16 protein-coding genes, 1 tRNA gene and 2 pseudogenes are annotated in these 18269 nt (G+C 54.8%); 13 read left to right on the plus strand and 6 right to left on the minus strand.

The genetic code is table 11. The features are described 5' to 3' along the window. Positions 1-497: pseudogene (locus P0119_15955) on the minus strand (IS5 family transposase). 390 nt (positions 498-887) lie between these two features. Between P0119_15955 and P0119_15960 the strand changes: the two are divergent. The 4 genes from P0119_15960 to P0119_15975 all read left to right on the plus strand — a co-directional run bounded on the left by P0119_15960 (position 888) and on the right by P0119_15975 (position 5445). After that, a complete protein-coding gene (locus P0119_15960) occupies positions 888-2732 on the plus strand; it encodes a carbamoyltransferase (protein MDF0667549.1) in 1845 nt (614 codons plus the stop codon). Between the two features lie 11 nt (positions 2733-2743). Further along, positions 2744-3148 (plus strand): SxtJ family membrane protein, encoded by a 405-nt coding sequence (locus P0119_15965; protein MDF0667550.1) that lies wholly within the window; start codon positions 2744-2746, stop codon positions 3146-3148. Between the two features lie 521 nt (positions 3149-3669). Further along, positions 3670-4929 carry a GDSL-type esterase/lipase family protein gene (locus tag P0119_15970; GenBank protein MDF0667551.1) on the plus strand — a complete coding sequence of 420 codons (1260 nt, stop codon included), beginning with the start codon at positions 3670-3672 and terminating at the stop codon, positions 4927-4929. Between the two features lie 363 nt (positions 4930-5292). Then, on the plus strand, positions 5293-5445 hold the full coding sequence (locus tag P0119_15975) for a DUF5989 family protein (protein MDF0667552.1): 153 nt from the start codon (positions 5293-5295) through the stop codon (positions 5443-5445). Here P0119_15975 and P0119_15980 read toward each other — a convergent pair. Further along, positions 5426-5868 (minus strand): annotated as a pseudogene (locus P0119_15980) (transposase). The gene P0119_15975 and the pseudogene P0119_15980 overlap by 20 nt on opposite strands. 48 nt (positions 5869-5916) lie before the next feature. On the opposite strand from P0119_15980, the gene P0119_15985 reads away from it, so the two are divergent. Together P0119_15985 and P0119_15990 are read left to right on the plus strand one after the other, a co-directional pair. Continuing rightward, positions 5917-6504, plus strand: a complete 588-nt coding sequence (locus tag P0119_15985; GenBank protein ID MDF0667553.1) for a transposase — start codon at positions 5917-5919, stop codon at positions 6502-6504. Further along, positions 6393-7277 (plus strand): IS30 family transposase, encoded by an 885-nt coding sequence (locus P0119_15990; protein ID MDF0667554.1) that lies wholly within the window; start codon positions 6393-6395, stop codon positions 7275-7277. The genes P0119_15985 and P0119_15990 overlap by 112 nt, the downstream gene beginning before the upstream one ends. Before the next feature lie 257 nt (positions 7278-7534). On the opposite strand, the gene P0119_15995 is transcribed toward P0119_15990, so the two are convergent. The 3 genes from P0119_15995 to P0119_16005 form a co-directional block, all read right to left on the minus strand. Further along, positions 7535-8128 carry an urea carboxylase-associated family protein gene (locus tag P0119_15995; GenBank protein MDF0667555.1) on the minus strand — a complete coding sequence of 198 codons (594 nt, stop codon included), beginning with the start codon at positions 8126-8128 and terminating at the stop codon, positions 7535-7537. Further along, on the minus strand, positions 8125-8967 hold the full coding sequence (gene gntA / locus P0119_16000) for a guanitoxin biosynthesis heme-dependent pre-guanitoxin N-hydroxylase GntA (GenBank protein ID MDF0667556.1): 843 nt from the start codon (positions 8965-8967) through the stop codon (positions 8125-8127). Before gntA ends, P0119_15995 begins: the two co-directional genes overlap by 4 nt. A 97-nt stretch (positions 8968-9064) precedes the next feature. Next, a complete protein-coding gene (locus P0119_16005) occupies positions 9065-10054 on the minus strand; it encodes an ATP-grasp fold amidoligase family protein (protein ID MDF0667557.1) in 990 nt (329 codons plus the stop codon). Between the two features lie 519 nt (positions 10055-10573). On the opposite strand from P0119_16005, the gene P0119_16010 reads away from it, so the two are divergent. The 3 genes from P0119_16010 to P0119_16020 all read left to right on the plus strand — a co-directional run bounded on the left by P0119_16010 (position 10574) and on the right by P0119_16020 (position 13049). Beyond that, positions 10574-10861 carry a type II toxin-antitoxin system RelE/ParE family toxin gene (locus P0119_16010; protein ID MDF0667558.1) on the plus strand — a complete coding sequence of 96 codons (288 nt, stop codon included), beginning with the start codon at positions 10574-10576 and terminating at the stop codon, positions 10859-10861. A gap of 13 nt (positions 10862-10874) precedes the next feature. Beyond that, the gene (locus P0119_16015) at positions 10875-11195 is read left to right on the plus strand and encodes a HigA family addiction module antitoxin (GenBank protein MDF0667559.1); all 321 of its coding nucleotides are present in this window, start codon (positions 10875-10877) and stop codon (positions 11193-11195) included. Between the two features lie 693 nt (positions 11196-11888). Continuing rightward, complete coding sequence (locus tag P0119_16020) at positions 11889-13049, plus strand: SUMF1/EgtB/PvdO family nonheme iron enzyme (protein MDF0667560.1); 1161 nt, start codon at positions 11889-11891, stop codon at positions 13047-13049. A 375-nt stretch (positions 13050-13424) separates the two neighbouring features. Here P0119_16020 and P0119_16025 read toward each other — a convergent pair. Beyond that, positions 13425-13501, minus strand: a tRNA-Met gene (locus P0119_16025). 87 nt (positions 13502-13588) lie between these two features. Here P0119_16025 and fmt point away from each other — a divergent pair. The 4 genes from fmt to P0119_16045 are packed head-to-tail and all read left to right on the plus strand — an operon-like array spanning position 13589 to position 18266. After that, positions 13589-14530 (plus strand): methionyl-tRNA formyltransferase, encoded by a 942-nt coding sequence (gene fmt / locus P0119_16030; GenBank protein MDF0667561.1) that lies wholly within the window; start codon positions 13589-13591, stop codon positions 14528-14530. 58 nt (positions 14531-14588) lie between these two features. Further along, a complete protein-coding gene (gene rsmB, locus P0119_16035; GenBank protein ID MDF0667562.1) occupies positions 14589-15989 on the plus strand; it encodes a 16S rRNA (cytosine(967)-C(5))-methyltransferase RsmB in 1401 nt (466 codons plus the stop codon). Beyond that, positions 15989-16690: a ribulose-phosphate 3-epimerase gene (rpe, locus tag P0119_16040; protein MDF0667563.1), complete on the plus strand. Its 702-nt coding sequence runs from the start codon at positions 15989-15991 to the stop codon at positions 16688-16690. The genes rsmB and rpe overlap by 1 nt, the downstream gene beginning before the upstream one ends. Positions 16691-16697: 7 nt before the next feature. Continuing rightward, positions 16698-18266, plus strand: a complete 1569-nt coding sequence (locus P0119_16045; GenBank protein MDF0667564.1) for a phenylalanine--tRNA ligase subunit alpha — start codon at positions 16698-16700, stop codon at positions 18264-18266. The last annotated feature ends 3 nt before the right edge of the window (positions 18267-18269 follow it).

The following is an 18269-nucleotide window of genomic DNA, read 5'->3' on the forward strand; positions in this document are numbered from 1 at the left end:
CCTTTATCCGCGACCAGCTGATCGGTGTCGATGCCTTCCATCAGGCGGCTCGCCTGCGTGCAATCTGCTCGGGTACCCTCCGTAACAAGAACGCTGTGCGGCATACCATGCGCATCCACGGCCAGATGTATCTTGGTGTTGAGCCCCCTTTTGTGCGGCCCATGTCCTGATTGGCCCCGGAGGGCTCCTGCGGCATGTGGGTGCACCTTACAATGGCTGGCGTTGATCATCAGCCATTCGTAATCGGGCGTGTCGATCAGGACTTCCAGCAATCTATCCCACACGTTCGCATCCCGCCAACGGATGAAACGGCGGTGCGTATTGCTCCACCCGCCATATTCCGGCGGCAGATCGCGCCATGGCGCGCCCGTCCTTATAATCCAGAAAACAGCATTGATAAACAGACGGTTGGCTTCAGCGACACCGCCTCAGATACCTTTGCGACGCGGCAACTGCGGCTCCAATACAGCCCATGTTTCATCACCGACTGGATCAATCGCGGGATGTGCTCACGAACAAAGTCTTCCAGATGATTCCACCGCGCACGACTTGACGTGGTCCCCACTCCTGTGTTCTCCTCCTCCATGGCGGTGGCTCTCCCTTTTTGTGCCGGGATCCAGCCGGCCGAGTTGGTCACCCGCGAGGTTGCCACCGCCCTCTTCCTAATTCCCACACCTGTTGTTTATACCTCTGGAGGATGGCGTGGGGACCTCATGACCCTGTATGTTACTGCGGGTATCCCGGCGTCCCTCCGGCAGAAAGAAGGAGTCTGGCCTGGGTTCTGTATTAGGCAGCGGCATGCCGAAGGTGGGTGAGGCCACGTGCGAGGAAGCGGGCGAAGGTGCTGATGGGGTCTGAGGGCTCCGCAAGGTATAGAGGAGATAGCCGTGAGTTATATTCTGGGGATTTCGGCTTTCTACCATGATAGTGCGGCGTGCCTGATTCGTGACGGCGAGATTGTTGCCGCGGCCCAGGAGGAGCGGTTTACGCGAAAGAAGCACGATCCGGGCTTTCCATCTCATGCCATCGCCTACTGTTTGAAAGAGGGAGGCATCACTCTGGGGGAGCTCCGGTATATCGTCTTCTACGATAAACCGCTCGTGAAATTTGAGCGGTTGCTCGAAACCTACTTGGCCTTTGCTCCGAAAGGGCTCCAGTCGTTTGTCGCCGCTATGCCGGTGTGGCTGAAAGAAAAGCTGTTTCTCCGCAATCTGCTCACGAAGGAATTCCTCATGCTCGCTCCGGCGATGACGAAGTCCGACCTGCCCCAGGTGCTGTTCGGCGAGCACCATGAATCGCATGCGGCCTCCGCGTTTTATCCCTCGCCGTATGACAAGGCGGTGGTTCTCTGTATGGATGGAGTGGGGGAGTGGGCCACGACTTCGGCGTGGCTCGGTGAAGGTAACTCTCTCACCCCGCTGTGGGAAATCCCCTTCCCCCATTCCCTGGGGCTCCTCTATTCAGCTTTCACGTACTACACCGGGTTCAAGGTCAATTCAGGCGAATATAAGGTGATGGGTTTGGCCCCGTATGGCGAACCCAAATATGTCAAAGCGATCTATGATCAAGTGCTTGACCTCAAGCCTGACGGGACGTTCCGCTTGAACATGGACTATTTCAACTACTGCACCGGACTAACCATGACAGGGAGCAAGTTCGATGCGGTGTTCGGTGGGCCGCCGCGGAAGCCGGAAAGCAAGTTGACGCAACGGGAGATGGACTTGGCCCGTTCGATCCAAGAAGTAACGGAGGAAGTTATGCTCCGTGTGACCAGGACCCTGCACCGTGAAACCGGGGTCGACTACCTCTGCATGGCCGGAGGAGTGGCGCTCAATTGTGTGGGGAACGGGCGGATTCTACGAGAGGGTCCGTTCAAGGGCATCTGGATTCAGCCGGCGGCCGGGGATGCGGGTGGAGCGGTAGGCGCTGCGCTGTCTGCCTGGCACCGGTATGATGATCAGCCGAGGCTCACGACGGGCGTTGACCGGATGAAGGGGAGTTATCTAGGACCGAATCATACCAATGGTGAGATCGAACGGTTTCTTAAGAAGGTCGATGCTCCGTATGAAATCCTCGGCGACGAGCTGCTCTTTGATCGCGTGGCTAAGAATCTTGCTGAGGGCAAGGTCGTCGGATGGCTGCAGGGGCGGATGGAGTTCGGTCCGCGAGCGTTGGGAGGTCGCAGCATCCTCGGGGATGCCCGAAATACCAAGATGCAGTCGGTGATGAATCTCAAGATTAAATATCGCGAATCGTTCCGCCCCTTTGCCCCTTCGGTCGTACGGGAACGCGTATCGGATTTCTTCGAGATGAATACGGACAGTCCCTATATGTTGTTGGTCGCGCCGGTGCAGGAAAAGCGGCGGGTACCGCTGCCGGCCGAACAGACCGGCCTCTGGGGGATCGACCTCCTCAACGTTCCGCGATCCGATATTCCAGCTGTCACCCATTTGGACTATTCAGCCCGGATTCAAACCGTTCATGAGGCAACCAATCCGCGGTATTACCGGTTGCTCAAATCGTTTGAAGCGCAAACCGGCTGTCCCGTTCTCGTCAACACCTCTTTTAATGTTCGCGGAGAGCCGATTGTGTGTACACCGGAGGATGCGTTGCGGTGCTTTATGCGCACCGAAATGGATGTGTTGGTGTTGGAGAATTGTGTCCTCTACAAATCGCAGCAAAAGCCGTTGGCGAACGACACGAACTGGCAAAAGGAATTCGAGCTAGACTAGGAGAGGGCAACATGAATCGATCATACCAATCACCTAGCCAGAAAGATTTGCGGCAGTTTGGGCTCCTGGTTGGGAGTGTGTTTGCCGCGATCGGATTGTGGCCTCTCCTGTTTCGGAGTGAATCGCCTCGCCTTTGGGCGATGATTCTCGCAAGTCTGCTCATTGTTCTCGGTGCGGTTGTTCCGCAGAGTCTGAAACAGGTTCACTACGGCTGGATGAAGATCGGTCATGTTCTCGGCTCGATCAACACGAGGATCATCCTCGGAATCATTTATTATCTTCTCATTACCCCGATGGGGCTTGTTATGCGGCTGATGGGTAAAGATTCCATGCATCGCGCGATGGTCAAGGAAGTCACAACCTATCGCGTTGTGAGAGCCCCGCGGCCCCGGCAGCATATGCAAAACCAATTCTAGAAGAACAGGAAAGGCGGACATATGCTCCAAGAACGACAGCTAATGTCTCCGCATGTTGCACCTACGCGATAGGCAGGCGCCTTGTAGAAACTCTTTTGAGCGGCATAACCATTTTGACATATGGCCTAGGGTCACTACGTAGTACACACATCCGAATAGGATCCCGGAGAAATCGTTTGGGTTATCGGCGATACCAGTCCTGCGTCAGTTGGACCGTGGTCTTGCCTCCATGGCTTTGTAGAGTCGATGCTCGTTGAACTATTGTTCCAAGCCATACAGGGTTGGTCGAACGTACGAGCGGCACCATCAAAAGAACCCTGATGCCGTACGCTCAAACGTGCGGTGGTGCGGGCCATCACTGGTCCTTTCGTAATCGGCCTGAGGCGAGCCTGTGAACTGCAATCGAAGCGGGTGTTGAAATACTTGTGAATTGGAGTAATGCAATGGCCACTGAGAGAATTCGTACAGGGGCGAGAAGTCTCATGCACATATGTGGCAATACGGCTCTTGTGGCCACCAGCATGATTATTGCCATTCTGTTTTGCGAGCTAGGCTTGCGCATGGTCGGCTATACGAACCCTGCCGATTTTAAACCTCCACGCACAGGTATGGCACCTAGGCACTACTATGTATCAGACCCAATCAACGGCTATGACATTGCTAAAAATTTTTCTGACGGTGGTTTCTTGGCTCCCGATTACATCCATGCGTATGGAGCTCCGATTCCGGTTTCCTCCAATAGTTTGGGTTGCCGCGATCGATCATTCGATCCACAAGACGGCTATGTATTGCTGCTCGGGGATAGCCTTACCTGGGGATATGTTGCGCTTGAGCAAACCTGGGGAGCAATACTTGAACAGCATCTCGGTAGGAGAGTGCTGAAATGCGGGGTCGGAGGCTATGGTTCGCGCGCCGAGCTGCACAAGCTGGAAGACGTCGTTGCTCGTGCAGGACGACCGCGGTTGGTGATTGTCGGGCATTTCACGAATGATCTCCTTGATGACTATCTGTATCCTAGTATAACGGTGATCGACGGATATGCGGTCAGCAAGGCGGTACTGGCCGATCCTACGAGAGGTGGTCGCAAAGTCCGTTCCGATGAGCACCTACAGGCACTGTTGAAAAAATCCCTAGAACCGCAACCTAAATCTATAGGTTTCATCGGCCGTGCGAAAGATATGATGGCCGCGCATTCGATCCTGTACAACCTGTTGCAGGATTCTGAAGCTCGACGGCGCGTCGCGTCCTGGTTCGGCTTTGCAAAACCGCCCTCTCCGCTTCCTGGGGTAGAAGCCTTTCGGGACGTAGTCGAATTCCCTTGGCTGGAGCAAGCCTGGGAAGGACATCTCGAGAACCTACGACAGTTGAATTCAGCGGTGGAAGCGTTAGGTGCCACCATGCTCGTCGTGATGTTCCCAGCGGCTGCTCAGGTCTATGACTCATTGCGACCACAGGAAGACAATCTTCAGTGGGAGTATCCTAATCAACGGCTGACGGAGTTCTTTCAACGAGAACACATTGCGTTTGTTGACTTATTGCCGGCATTCCGGCGGTATGCGTACTGCAGTGGAAGTTCGACGGCCCATGCTGAGGGCGACTTGTATTGGGCTCACGATCGTCATCCGAATGTCAGAGGTAATCGTTTAGCCGGGTTTCTGATTAACCGCCAGGTACTGGAAGGGACCTTCGTGAAAATTGACGACCAGAGTGCGCGATTGTCGGGCATTGATCAACTCTTGAATGCAGAGGGTCGATGTCGCTTTAGTGGAGACTCTCAATGACAGAAAACTAGGCAGCTCGGGGACGCTCGTGGAACGGCAAAGGCATTCGTAATCAATCTTGAGTGTGTAGTTCTAGCGATGATTATCCTTGGGTTGCGTGATTATGAACGCACGAACGAGAAACCGCCCGAAGTGTATCAAATTCTTGTCTTGAGAGATGTCTACATGGAGGTCATACAAGGGTTGGCTCAAGCAGACCTTTCCGCTTAGTGAGAGGAAGGTATGTGTCCTACATAACACACCTTTCGATGCCTCTTCATTCAGATGCGTGGGGTGCTGAATAAAGAACTCCAGAAGCATTTACACACCCAGCGCGTGTTCCGTCAATCGAGGTACATGCCTTTAGTCGAAGGAGGAGCAAGTATGGGAGAATTTCTGACCGAATTGTGGGCCTTCATGAAAGAGCGCAAGAAGTTCTGGCTGTTGCCGGTCCTCTTGGTATTATTGATGTTCGGAACGCTGATCGTTTTCACGCAAGGATCCGCGGTTGCTCCGTTCATTTATACGTTGTTCTAGGGCGTGTCATCAGTTGAGCCATATGCCAGAAGGCGAGATAAACAGCGTCGAGGAAGTTGACGGCGCGTTTACCGTATCTGGTGGCAAGAGCGCGGTCGTGCTTGAGTTTTGCGAAGAAACTCTCGATTAAATGTCTGGCCTTGTACCTGCCCTGATCGTATTCGCGCTGTTCCGTGCGGTTGGACTTGGGCGGGATCACGGGTTTGACGCCCGCTTGTACAGCCCAAGGACACGCTATGGATGACTCGGAAATCTCCAAACCGCTTTGGCGGGTCTCGCCACGCAATCCTGGGGCGGTAACGGTATACCACCGCTTCAATGAACAGCCGGTTATCCTTGGCCGCCCCGCCAACATGCCCCTCGCGTCCGAGCAGGAAAATCCTTGACCCGCTCCCACTGGTCGTCCCGTAACGCATAGAACCTATCTCAAAATAGTTGACGGCTCGGACATTCATCTCTATAAGTCCCGTCATGCTGCGGTTGCGCGATGACCAATGGGACCGGATTCGCGAACATTTTCTCGAAGAACATGTTCCGGATTCCCGTCCTGGGCGGAAACCCGTCCCTACCCGAGTGGTTTTGGAAGCGGTGCTCTGGATCCTCAATACCGGCGCCCAATGGCATTTCCTCCCCCAGTGCTATCCCAACTACAAAGCGGTGCATCGCCGTTTTCAGCAGTGGGGTCAACCGGGGGCGTGTCACGGACACCTTTTGATCGCCGAGATAGATCGAGCCCGCCTCATGCGCCCACTTCTTGAGATCTGGGTCTGTCGGATGGTAGTCCGGCCCCGTGACCTCCTCGCGCTCCATCAGCATGATACTCTCGGCCACCAAGCGCCCCATCTCCAGCATCACCGCGTCCAATGCCTGCTTGCCCGAGTGGATGACGCGGACCAGGGTTTCCGCATCCGACCTTCGCCCGCAATCGTCCGCAAACCCGTCACCGCGTGCTTCCGTTGTCTCGGGTCTTGTCTCATCGATGGCTCCTTTCGTTCTCGTTCCCGTGGAATATTCCACAGAAGGAGCCACTCATTCAAAATTCAACGGACTTCAATATAACCTCGTGGCAGTACGTGCGGACGTATCTAGCTGAGGGGTGTTCGCCTGAGCAGATTGCTGGACGGCTCCGACGCGCGTATCCTGACGACATGGCGAAACAGCTGTCGACCGAGACCGTCTATGCGGGCTTGTATGTCTTGCCCCGTGGGACCCTGCGGAGCGAACTGCTGGCAGCCCTGCGGCAGGCGCGCAAGGCGCGTCGACCTCGGTCGCGAGGGACCGATCGACGGGGCCAAATCCCCAAGATGACGCCGCTCACCGAGCGGCCCGCTGAGGTGGCCACCCGTACGGTGCAGGGCCACTGGGAAGGCGATCTTCTCAAGGGGGCCCGCAATGGCTCGGCCGTCGGCACACTGGTGGAGCGGACCACGCGCCTGGTCATCCTGGCCCGGATGAAGGGGACAGATGCGGCAAGTGCCCGTCAGGGTTTCACGAAGAAGCTCCGGCACGTGCCCGCCGCGCTGTACAAAACCCTGACGTACGATCGAGGCAAAGAGATGGCCGAGCACGAACGCTTGGCTCAACGACTCGCGATCCGCGTCTTCTTCGCCGATCCTCATTGTCCCTGGCAACGTGGCACCAACGAGAACACGAATGGCATGCTGCGCCAGTACCTGCCCAAGGGGACGGACCTCTCGACCTACACCCAACGGGAGCTGAACGCCATTGCCCATCGCCTGAACACGCGCCCACGAAAATGTCTCAACTTTGCCACGCCACTGGAGCTGTATGCGCACCTGCGCCATCATTCACCCGTTGCACTTGGACCTTGAAACCGCCCTGGCAAAAGACCTTGGAAATTATTGTTCTGCCGAAAGATGAGCAGAGGCTAGAGGTCGAGAAGGTTGGGAAAAGATTGATCCGAAGGGCTAGAAGCTGGTCCGAAACGCCGGTCTAGTTGTCATTTATGCGTAATGGCGTGTCGGTGTTTGATCCTGTCAATCCTTAGGTACTCACTTCCTGTCAATCGCTTCTATGGTCGCAGCATTGGAAGGTCTTGAGGTTAGGAGAGTGAACAGTCTATGTCGCATCAACCCAGGATCGAAAAGTTGATCGGCTTGAACTGACCGTTGTTTGACCCTTCAGCGGAACAGGCTGTTAGTCCACATATCATATCCATTTCGGCTCGCAGGTCGATATGGTCACCAGCTCTTGACAGTGGTACGCCGACAGTTAATTTCCCTTGGGGGTCGATCTTAACGTTCATGAAGATATTGAACGTTGTAGAGATCTCAGCTTCTGAGATGCCGTGCTCCCTCAGGCAAAGAAGGAGATTCTCAAAACAGCTCGGATGATGGCCTTTGTGCTCGTAAAGGATCTCAAACATCTCCTGGCTGCATGGCGTCAGCAGGAAATCGTGTAGGCCGACGGTGTCCTCAGCAATAGTGAACATGGGTTTGCTGTTGTTTGCATAGAGAATGTCGCCTGTTGTCAGATAGATTCGGCCCGCATAGTCCAGCGAACGACCTGAAGAAAGCCGGCAATCATGATCGTGCTCGTTGAACGCAAAAAGGTCGGAGACTTGCTCGCCGAAAGGGTCGATGACCCGTAATACTTGACCCTGCTTGATCTTAAACGAGCGACCACTCTGTGGCGGGATGCGGATGGTGGCAGAAACAGTCACGTTGTGTCATTCCTATGAGAGCGGAAAGGGCAAGACCAATCACCTGGAACGGCCCGGCCGGAATATTGACGTGCTTCAGAATTTTCGCCAAAGCTGGTCAGCATTGGGTTGATCGAACCCTGGTTTACCATCTCGCGAGCCCGAATGGTTTGCTTTATGGTTTCAAACTTTCCGAGCGCGCGTAAGCGTTCAAATTGTTGGTGGAGGTTGAACACCATGGTCGGGTATGGACGGGTTCGTGCGAGACGCGAGGCTTTGGGGTGCATTCCAATGACGTACATAGCTCGACCGCCGATGCTGTATGAAAAGTGGTGGCTGGCAGGGTCGTCAACCACCGTGGAGTCCCAGGCGAAGAACTCGGAGTCAACGGAGTGCATGGCCTGAAGCTGAGTCCACAGCAAATCCTCAAAGTGTTGTTCCGATTCGATCAATGGCCCACGAAACATTGAAATGAAAGTAATAAAATGGTTATCGACGGATGGGAATTCACGCAAAAAGCAATACAGATCATGGCAGACGGCGCGCACCGCGCTATCACTGGCAAGTTCCGGGTATAATCCGAAGCGATAGCTCCTTTGGTTAAATGCAGAAATGGCACCAGTACACGGGTAGAACTGGCCCAAGATCTGTTGTCTGAGCTGGTCATGAGCATTGACGAGCTCGGCGTCGACCGGTAGCTCAGGTGCAAGCGGTCTAGTAACCGCTGTCCCCTCGAAAGCCGCGTAGCTCGAGAACCTATCTGCCACTGGATCGACCGACAGGGGGTTCCACAGGCGCGTATCGCTGTTGGGGATGGCCTCGTCCCCACTGAGCGGAGTGTGATGGGAATCTTGTTGCATGACCACGTCCTGCCTATGTTTAGAATCGAGAATGAACGTCTATTGCTTTGACAGTTCCAATACTGCAAATTTGATCCGAGGATCTTCAGTCCTATCGTCAGAGTCCTCGCCCACTTTCCGTGAATGTGAGGCTGCTATCCGTCATGTCAAGTTCTGGTTTCACATCTAATGACAGTTCCCATTCCTTCCCATGCTTCAAGTCCCAGCTTTCAGGAGTATATTTTATGATTCCTCCTGCAGGAGTAAAGGTGAGCTCTCCAAAATAGACATGCCCCTTGACGTTGTATAAATCCACGCGGACGAACCCGAACCCGGCCGACAGCTTCGCGGCAAGTGTAAGCATCTCATCGAGATTGACTGGCTTTGGCATCAACGGCCGCACTGTACAGTTTGAGACAACAAGGTCCAGTAAATTCCATGAGGTATCGAAGATCGGGTGAATGTCGTGCGTATGATTGCGGACGATAATCTGATCAGGTACGCCATTGAAACAGTAGAACTTATAGTCTAGCGGTGGATTACCATCCTGATCTTTCAGACATTCCTCAATTACAATACGGGGTTTAATGCCGTAGTACTGATACTCGCGTCCATGCCAATAATAATTGCTAGCCAACCAGCCCGAGACTGTCCTGACGATCTCATCTCGGTCCGCATGTCCCTTGACAATGATCACTTGTCCGGCGGCGTGGCTCGGCTTGATCACGTACTCGGCCGGCAGCAGCTCAAACGGGATCGCACGGGGGTCATTCCCATGCCATAAAAGCTTGGTTAGATACCTCTCACCAACCGTGCTTGTTACATGAGCTCGTACCGCATACTTATCCGCCAGCCGAGTAAACCGAGGGGGCATGTCACCTCGATTCCAGGTGATCATGCGCCAAAACAGCTTCTCCGTGAAAGTCTGGGGATTCGTCAAGTTGAGAGGTTTGCCATGGATCCGAGAATAGCTTCGCAACAGGAAGGCCTCGCCTTCCGCCCGACGCATGACCCGACGCTTCACGCTTCGGTATTGATCGGCGAGCCAGGTATCCCGTAGCTTGCCTCGAAGGGTAGTGATTTCTCTTGGCTGGACAACGTGTTCCATCGTGCTGCCCTTAGTCTCTAAGGTATCACTGACTCCAAAAGATGCACCACTCGGTACGGTCCTAGTGCGCGTAATTGGGCATCACGTTTCTATCGGTAGAGTAAGCATTAAATCCATACCCTCAAAGAGGGGCGTACACCTCTATCGCGCATTCTCCTTGGTGCAATCTGCTTCCAAGTTGACGCTCTCCCTAAATGCGAGGACAGGTCCCTCGCTCGATCGACACATACTCACGGAAGCCTCAAGAGGCGTCTTTTACGGGACCAGTCAAGTTTGCATGGAAAAGTCGAGAAGTGGTTGCGGGGAGAGGATTTGAACCTCTGACCTTTGGGTTATGAGACTGTCAGAAAGAGTTTCTGAATACCTGATCTTTCGTCCGGGTTTTCGCTTTTACAAGTTAATCGATGACCGTGCAACTTTCTATCTGGTGCAATGACTTCTATGAATTCCATCCTTTGCGACGCTCTTTGGCGGAATTTTAGCGCATACGCTGTACGTAAAGCATAAAATCATGATAGGGTGGGTCGGGTGATTCGTGGTTTTCGCGACAAGACGACAGAACAGTTCTTCGCCGGAAAGACCGTGAAGGAGTTTTCCAGTTTTAGAAAGGTGGCCGAGAGGAAACTCACGGTGCTCGACAACGCGGCCGATCTGAAAGATCTCCTCTCACCGGCAGGAAATCGACTTGAAAAATTGACGGGGGATCGGTTCGGACAACACAGTATTCGAATTAACGATCAGTGGAGAATTTGCTTTGTGTGGATGGCTGATGGTCCCCACGAGGTGGAGATCACCGACTATCACTGAGGGAGAGCACATCATGACAAGAAACGGCATGCGACCAATTCATCCAGGTGAAATTTTGCTGGAAGAGTTCATGAAGCCATCAGATTCGCCGATTAATGCCAACACACTAGCCAAGGCCCTCGACGTGCCGGCGAATCGAATTACGGCAATTATTAAAGGGCAGCGTGGCATCACCGGGGATACCGCAGTGCGTCTGGCCACGTTCTTCAACACCACGGCGGAATTCTGGATGAATCTGCAGAAGACCTATGAGCTGCGGCTTGCCGAACAAGCTTTGTCAGTGAAAGTCAGGAAGCATATCGAGCAACGGAGAGAAGCACTCGTGACTGCTTGATATCGCTACCAGAGAGTTGCTGCAATTATCACCGTCCCAATTGCGTTCTTCGCTCTAACCTCCTGCGTGAGTGGGTAATACTTTCGAATACAGTGTTCCGCCGATTAGGAATTCCGTCGGCATTGTGGCGGCACCGACGTCTCTTGGTGTGGGTTGTTCGGGGCGGCCGGGGGCGCGGCGGCGCAGATCGTGAGCCGGATGTCGAATCTGGCGGACGTGATCTGGAACAACGCGCCGAAGAGCATCCTGGATCCGTTCCCCAGCCAGGTGAATCCCAACGCCAAGGGGGCGGGGTACTAGGGTACTAAAGACTGTAGGATCTGTAGCCCTACTCCCAGGGGCAGCAGTTAGAGGGCTGGTTCGGATATCCGAGCCAGCCCTCTACTTTTTGGCGTGACGGGTTTCGAACGGACGAGTCCGTTGGTTCACTTGCAGGGGTTGATGTTCAATTGAAGTGGTCGAGAAGAGGTAAGAAGATGAGAGTTGGTTGCGGGGAGGCGATTCGGTCACGATTTTGTCGCACGGTGAAAATCGCCCTAACGGCGTGAGCTGCAATGCTAGGAACTGAGTAGGAACCTGTTGAACTTCTCAAACGCCCCCCCTGGAGTTCCAACGGATTGACCGAATGGTGGTGTAGGGATACACTCGCGTCGCGAGAGTCGTGACAAGTAGAGCCTGTTTCTAAAGAACAACATGAGTGACATCTTCATCAGTTACGCCAATGAGGATCATGACCGGGTCCGATCACTGGCGGAGGCACTTGAAGCCCAAGGCTGGTCAGTCTTTTGGGATCGCACGATCCCATCTGGCAAGACATGGCGAGAAATCCTTGAGCAGGGGTTGCGCGACGCGCGATGTGTTGTGGTGGTGTGGTCAAAGACCTCAATTGAATCGAAATGGGTGCAGGAAGAGGCGGATGAGGGGCGCGATCGTGACATTCTACACCCCATACTAATAGATGATGTAAAACAACCACTAGGTTTCAGAACCATTCAGGCTGCGAAGCTAGCTGGATGGAACTTCAGGGATCCCTCGCTCGAATTCAAGCGATTCCTCAGGGATTTGGAAAGCACACTCGGCCCACCTCGACCAGGGGAATCATTATCGTCCCCGACAGGCATGCAGCCCCCAGAACAGCTACCTTCTGACATGGTAAAGGTGCCGAAAGGGCCATTTTTGTATGGTGAGCAGAAAACTCGTGAGACGATTGGTCATGACTATTGGATCGACAAATTTCCCGTGACCAATGAAAAGTACGCAGCCTTCATTGCAGCGGGTGTCTATAAAAATCCTCAGCACTGGTCACCGGAAGGGTGGAAGTGGAAGACCGAAAATAACATCACAGGTCCGCTATACTGGAATGACGCAAAATGGAACAAGCCCGATCATCCCATGGTGGGAGTGAGCTACTACGAGGCGGATGCCTATGCCACATGGGCCGGCAAGCGCCTCCCCACCGAGCAAGAGTGGGAAAAGGCGGCACGAGGGACGGATGGGCGCAAGTTCCCTTGGGGAGAGGAATTCGACGAAGGAAAATGCAACCATAGGTCCATGAGCTACTTTGGTGCTATGTCTAGCTTTTTCCGTAGTGTGACCACGCCAGTCACGCAGTACCCCAACGGGGTCAGCCCCTATGGTTGCTATGACATGGTGGGAAATGTGTTCGAGTGGTGCTCAAGTCCATATAGCAACATGATGCTCAAAGGGCGGGTAGTCCGTGGTGGGGTTACCCTTACGGGCATTTTTTGCATCAAGCAGACCAATCTGCATGCTTCGAATCGGTGGGGGTTCGAGGCCCACGAGCAGGAAAACGGCCTCCTTGGTTTTCGTCTCGTCCAGGACATTGAGCCCTAACCCCTTGCCCCTTGTTCATTGACTCTTTGCTCTTCTCCGGGACATCAAGTCCAGGTCGCGAAGTCACATTGACTCCAACGGGGACCGGGTGAGCATCAACTCACCCCCTTTCTCTTTCTCCGGCGTTCAGGTAACGTTTCCGACCGAGGCCGCACGGGTCGCTCCCGATGAATTGGCTTTCTCCCCGGTTCGCGCGGCCTCGATATTCCCCCGGAGAAGCGTCACAGGGAAAGGACGCACCCTTTGCCTTCCGATCCGGGCCAGCCCCTCCTTATTTTGTGTCGTGTGTCTTGAATAGACAAATCTGTAGCTGTGGCGCGGGGGTCCGCGTTGTAATGATAGCTGTTTGAGAAGAGAAGAAAAAACGATGGGAGTTGGTTGCGGGGAGAGGATTTGAACCTCTGACCTTTGGGTTATGAGCCCAACGAGCTACCAGGCTGCTCCACCCCGCGACGGAATGCTAACAAAGGGCTGAACGGCAAGTCAAGTTGACGTGTTGCACGATTGCATTCTCGCCGCTGCGATGTTAAAGCGATGGCATGCGCATTGTCTTCATGGGTACGCCGGAATTCGCTGTGCCGTCGCTCGAAGCGCTCCTTCGATCTGATGATCAGGTGGTCGGAGTGGTGTCACAGCCGGATCGACCGAAGGGCCGTGGACAACAGCTTGTCCCCCCACCGGTGAAACTTGTCGCTGAGCGAGCTGGTATTCCTGTCCTACAGCCGCTCAAGATTCGCACCCCGGAATTTTTGCAAGCTCTTTCAGCCTGGCGGCCGGATCTAATTGCCGTCGCAGCCTACGGACGCATTCTGCATACACCGATTCTTCGACTTCCCCCAATGGGTTGCGTGAATGTGCATGGCTCACTGCTGCCGAAATATCGCGGCGCAGCTCCGGTGCAGTGGGCCGTCATCAATGGCGAGAACTCTACGGGTATTACCACGATGCTCATGGATGAAGGAATGGATACGGGGCCGATGCTGCTCCAGGAGAAGTTGGCAATCTTGCCTGACGATACGGCTGGGACATTGGCACCTCGTCTGGCGGAGTTGGGTGGCAGACTGCTTGTCGACACGATCACACAACTGAAAGCCGGGACGTTGATACAAACGAAGCAGGACGACGGACAGGCGACCTTGGCGCCGCTCTTGAAAAAGGAGGACGGCCTGATCGATTGGGCGATGAAGGCAACGGCGCTTGGCAATCGAGTGCGAGGGCTTTCTCCCTGGCCGGGGGCCTATACGTTTTTCGGTCAGGAGCGTTGGAATATCTGGAAGGCGGTTCCGAATATGGGTGCTGCGACCGATAAACCTGGTACGATCGTCGCGGTGAATAAGCAGGCGATCGTGGTGGCGACCGGCGATGGTCTTCTCGACATCCGCGAAATTCAGACTGCCAATTCTAAACGCATGTCGGTCGGACAATTTTTGGCTGGACACCGCGTCATGGCCGGCGGACAACTGGGTTCATCGACTGCATAACTCTTCTCTTCACAACAGTAGTCTTCTCCTTGCTCCGACGATGACTGGCGAAAGACAGGTGGGTACTGATGTGCGGGGGCTTTCTCCACGATCTATTGCTCTCTCTATCCTTCTGTCCTGTCAACGAACTGATGGCGCACTCGATGAACTCATCGAGCAACATGCCGCGGCGGTTCCGCAGCCACGTGACCGGTCGTTGGTGATGGGACTGGTGTATGGGGTCTTACGGCGGCAAGAGACGATCGATTGGAGACTTGACGCCGTACTCTCCAAACCTCTCCACAGGTTGCCTCTTGTCGTTCAAATGTTACTGCGGCTTGGCGCCTATCAGCTGTTGTTTCTCGATCGCATCCCTGCTTCGGCAGCGGTGAACGAAACCGTCCGACTAGCCAAATCCCACGCCGAACAACTGGGACGCGATTGGGGTGGGTTGGTGAACGGAGTCCTGCGCAACCTCATTCGTGTACCGACGCCGCCTTTTCCGGATCCAGCCGTACACCCGGCCCGATCTCTGTCCGTCCAGTATGGAATCCCTGAATGGCTGACCGAACGGTGGCTTGATCGAATGGGGTTTGAACAAGCAGAATCTGCTTGTCGAGCAAGCAGCACGATCCCAAGTGTCACGCTTCGAGTGAACTCCAATCGACTAACCAGGGAAGAGTTCCTGGAGCGATTGAGGCAAGGAAATGTTGCTGCTCGCCCTGCCGTTTTCAGCTCGGTAGGAGTCGTGCTGGGAAAAGGCCAGGATGTCACGTCGTTGCCGGGGTTCCAGACAGGAGATTTTTATGTCGAAGACGAGGCGGCTCAACTCATACCTCCGATCGTGGATCCGCAACCGGGAGAAACCCTGTTGGATGCCTGCGCTGCTCCGGGCGGCAAGACGATGCACCTTGCCGAACTCATGGGCAATCGCGGAACGATCTACGCGGTCGATCGGAAGACTTCCAGGATGGACTTGCTGCGACAAAATTGTGGAAGATTGCGCGTTCAGAGCGTCGTGCCGATCGTCGGCGATGTGAGAAATCCGTCCGAATGGTCTGGAATGATTGCGCAGGGATCGAACGTTCGTGATGGGCCGCTGTTCGATCGCATCCTCGTGGATGCCCCTTGCAGCGGCCTGGGCGTGTTGCGTCGGCATCCTGAAGCGAAATGGCGGAAGGACGGTTTGGCGTTCGCCAGGCACCAGAAACTTCAAGCCGAAATCCTTGACTCGATGGCTACTTGCTTGCGACCTGGTGGAGTGCTGGTCTATAGTGTTTGTTCAACGGAAACGGAAGAAACCGAAGAGGTCGTGAGCCGTTTTTGCCAGGCCTATCCAGGATGGATGCGTGAATCCGTGGCTCCGTGGCTTCCCGCCATCGCGCTTCCTTTTATGACAGACCAAGGTGCGCTCTCCACTATGGGTAATAGCTTCGGGATGGACGGTTTTTATGCCATCCGCTTGCGGAGGAACGAGTGATGGGTCATCCGATTTACATCGCGCCCTCGATTCTCTCTGCGGATTTCGCGCGCTTGGCCGACGAAGTTGCAGCCGTAGAGCGAGCGGGTGCCGACCTGCTGCATGTCGATGTGATGGACGGTCATTTCGTTCCGAACCTGACGGTGGGGCCGCCCATCGTCGAAAGCCTGAAAAAAGTCACGAAGCTACCGCTCGACGTTCATTTGATGATCACCAACGCCGATGCCTTCATCCCTGAGTTTGCTGAAGCGGGCGCTGATTATCTGACCGTTCACGTTGAAGCCTGTCCACATCTTCACCGGACGGTTCAATCGATTAAGGAACGGGGAGTCAAGGCCGGAGTGACGTTAAATCCTGCCACTCCCCTCTCGTTGCTCCAAGAGATCTTGGAGGATGTCGATCTGCTGTTGATCATGTCGGTGAATCCAGGATTCGGTGGGCAGACATTTATCCCATCGATACTCAAGAAAATCACTGAAGCACGGACGCTATTGGACAGGATCAACAGCCGGGCCCTGCTTGAAGTAGATGGAGGGGTGAAGGTGGACAACGCAAGGGAAATCGTGGCTGCCGGCGCCACGGCTCTTGTGGCAGGTTCCGCTATTTTTTCTCAACACGACTATACGGCGACGATCGCAGCCATGAGAGCCGTCGCAGAGACGGTCGTTCAACCGGCGCCCCGCGCAGCGGTCAATCGATAGGCCATTGATGGTGGACATCTCCACAGTCATCGACAGCCTTCATCCCCTCGAAATCAAAGTCCTCACGACGTTGGGTGCAGGGCTGCCTGGGACCGCTTTGGACAGCGAGCAGTTGGCCGCAGCCGCTGAATTAGAGCCTTCGCAACTCAGCATGGCCGTGGAATGGCTGCTTGCCAAATCGCTGATCGCAATCCAGACAGAGACTGTGACCCCCATGGTGTCGCTGACGAAGATTGGGGAGGAGTATTACCTGACTGCTTCGCCTCTCGAGCGAGTTCTGGCTGCCGCGCGTGAAGCAACTGGCACGGGGACGCGACTGACCATTCCCGATCTTCAGGCCCAAGGGGGACTCGATCCTTCCGATGTCAGCAAAGCCGTCGGACGACTCAAGAAGGAAGGGGCACTCCTGATCATTCAAGGAGGCTGTGTCGAAACGACCGGACGCCAGAGCCCGACGGCTGAGGCAATCCGAATGCTCCTGGGAGAAATACATGACTCACCGAAGGAGCTGAAGAGTTTTACGGAAGCCCATCGTCATGTCATTGAAGACTTTGCCGTGAAACGTGGCAATGCTAAAGAGCCGTTTCGGATTGACGAGCGAGTGGCGCGCTCATTCATATTATCCACGGATGGCGCCAGCGCAGCCGAACAACTGTTGAAGCAAGGGGTGGCGGAAGAGGTTTCACAGTTGACTCCAGACCTGTTGAAGGACGGGAGTTGGCGCCAGAAGCGATTTCGAAAGTACACCATCAGTCTGCGCCCACCTCGTATCGGAACTGGAAAGAAACATCCCTATCGCGAATTTCTCGATACGGTCAAAACCAAACTTGTGAGCATGGGTTTCCAAGAGATGCGGGGGGCGCTGGTCGAAACGGAGTTCTGGGACATGGATGCCCTGTACATGCCGCAATTCCATCCAGCCCGGGACATTCATGACGTCTATTTCGTCAAGGAGCCCAGCCATACCACCGCCGTGGACGAGCCATTCTTGTCGCGTGTTGCCAAGGTGCATGAGAACGGCGCAGGAACTGGTTCCACGGGGTGGGGTTATTCCTTCGATGTTGACCGGGCCAGACGTTTGGTGTTGCGGAGTCAGGGCACGGCGGTTTCGGCTCGAACGCTTGCCGCCTCTCCCCACATTCCTGGGAAGTATTTCTCGATTGCCCGGTGTTTTCGCTATGACCAGGTTGATGCCACCCATGCAACGGATTTTTTCCAGGTGGAGGGAATCGTGCTGGGAGAAGACATCAACTTCAGGACGCTGTTGGGGCTCCTGAATTTGTTTGCCCGGGAAGTGGCACAAGCTAAGGAAGTGAAGTTCTTGCCGGCCTATTTTCCGTTTACCGAACCGTCGGTCGAGTTGCACGTGCGGCATCCACGCCTGGGGTGGATGGAACTCGGCGGAGCGGGGCTCTTTCGTTCCGAGGTGACGTTGCCGCTCGGGGTCACTGTGCCGGTGATTGCCTGGGGGTTGGGGCTCGATCGCATGGCGATGGTGGCGTTGGGCATCCATGACATACGCGAACTCTTCACGGATAACTTGGAATTGATCCGCACGACCAGAGGAGCCTTCTAAGTA

Origin of the sequence: Nitrospira sp. (assembly GCA_029194665.1) — a bacterium.
Lineage (GTDB): Bacteria > Nitrospirota > Nitrospiria > Nitrospirales > Nitrospiraceae > Nitrospira_D.

What these genes read in the sequence shown, in the direction of transcription:
- P0119_15965 (MDF0667550.1), top strand. Translation starts at nt 2,744, where the DNA reads ATGAATCGATCATACCAATCACCTAGCCAGAAAGATTTGCGGCAGTTT.
- P0119_15970 (MDF0667551.1), top strand. Translation starts at nt 3,670, where the DNA reads ATGATTATTGCCATTCTGTTTTGCGAGCTAGGCTTGCGCATGGTCGGC.
- P0119_15975 (MDF0667552.1), top strand. Translation starts at nt 5,293, where the DNA reads ATGGGAGAATTTCTGACCGAATTGTGGGCCTTCATGAAAGAGCGCAAG.
- P0119_15985 (MDF0667553.1), top strand. Translation starts at nt 5,917, where the DNA reads ATGCTGCGGTTGCGCGATGACCAATGGGACCGGATTCGCGAACATTTT.
- gntA (MDF0667556.1), bottom strand. Translation starts at nt 8,967, where the DNA reads ATGCAACAAGATTCCCATCACACTCCGCTCAGTGGGGACGAGGCCATC.
- P0119_16005 (MDF0667557.1), bottom strand. Translation starts at nt 10,054, where the DNA reads ATGGAACACGTTGTCCAGCCAAGAGAAATCACTACCCTTCGAGGCAAG.
- P0119_16015 (MDF0667559.1), top strand. Translation starts at nt 10,875, where the DNA reads ATGACAAGAAACGGCATGCGACCAATTCATCCAGGTGAAATTTTGCTG.
- P0119_16020 (MDF0667560.1), top strand. Translation starts at nt 11,889, where the DNA reads ATGAGTGACATCTTCATCAGTTACGCCAATGAGGATCATGACCGGGTC.
- fmt (MDF0667561.1), top strand. Translation starts at nt 13,589, where the DNA reads ATGCGCATTGTCTTCATGGGTACGCCGGAATTCGCTGTGCCGTCGCTC.
- rpe (MDF0667563.1), top strand. Translation starts at nt 15,989, where the DNA reads ATGGGTCATCCGATTTACATCGCGCCCTCGATTCTCTCTGCGGATTTC.
- P0119_16045 (MDF0667564.1), top strand. Translation starts at nt 16,698, where the DNA reads ATGGTGGACATCTCCACAGTCATCGACAGCCTTCATCCCCTCGAAATC.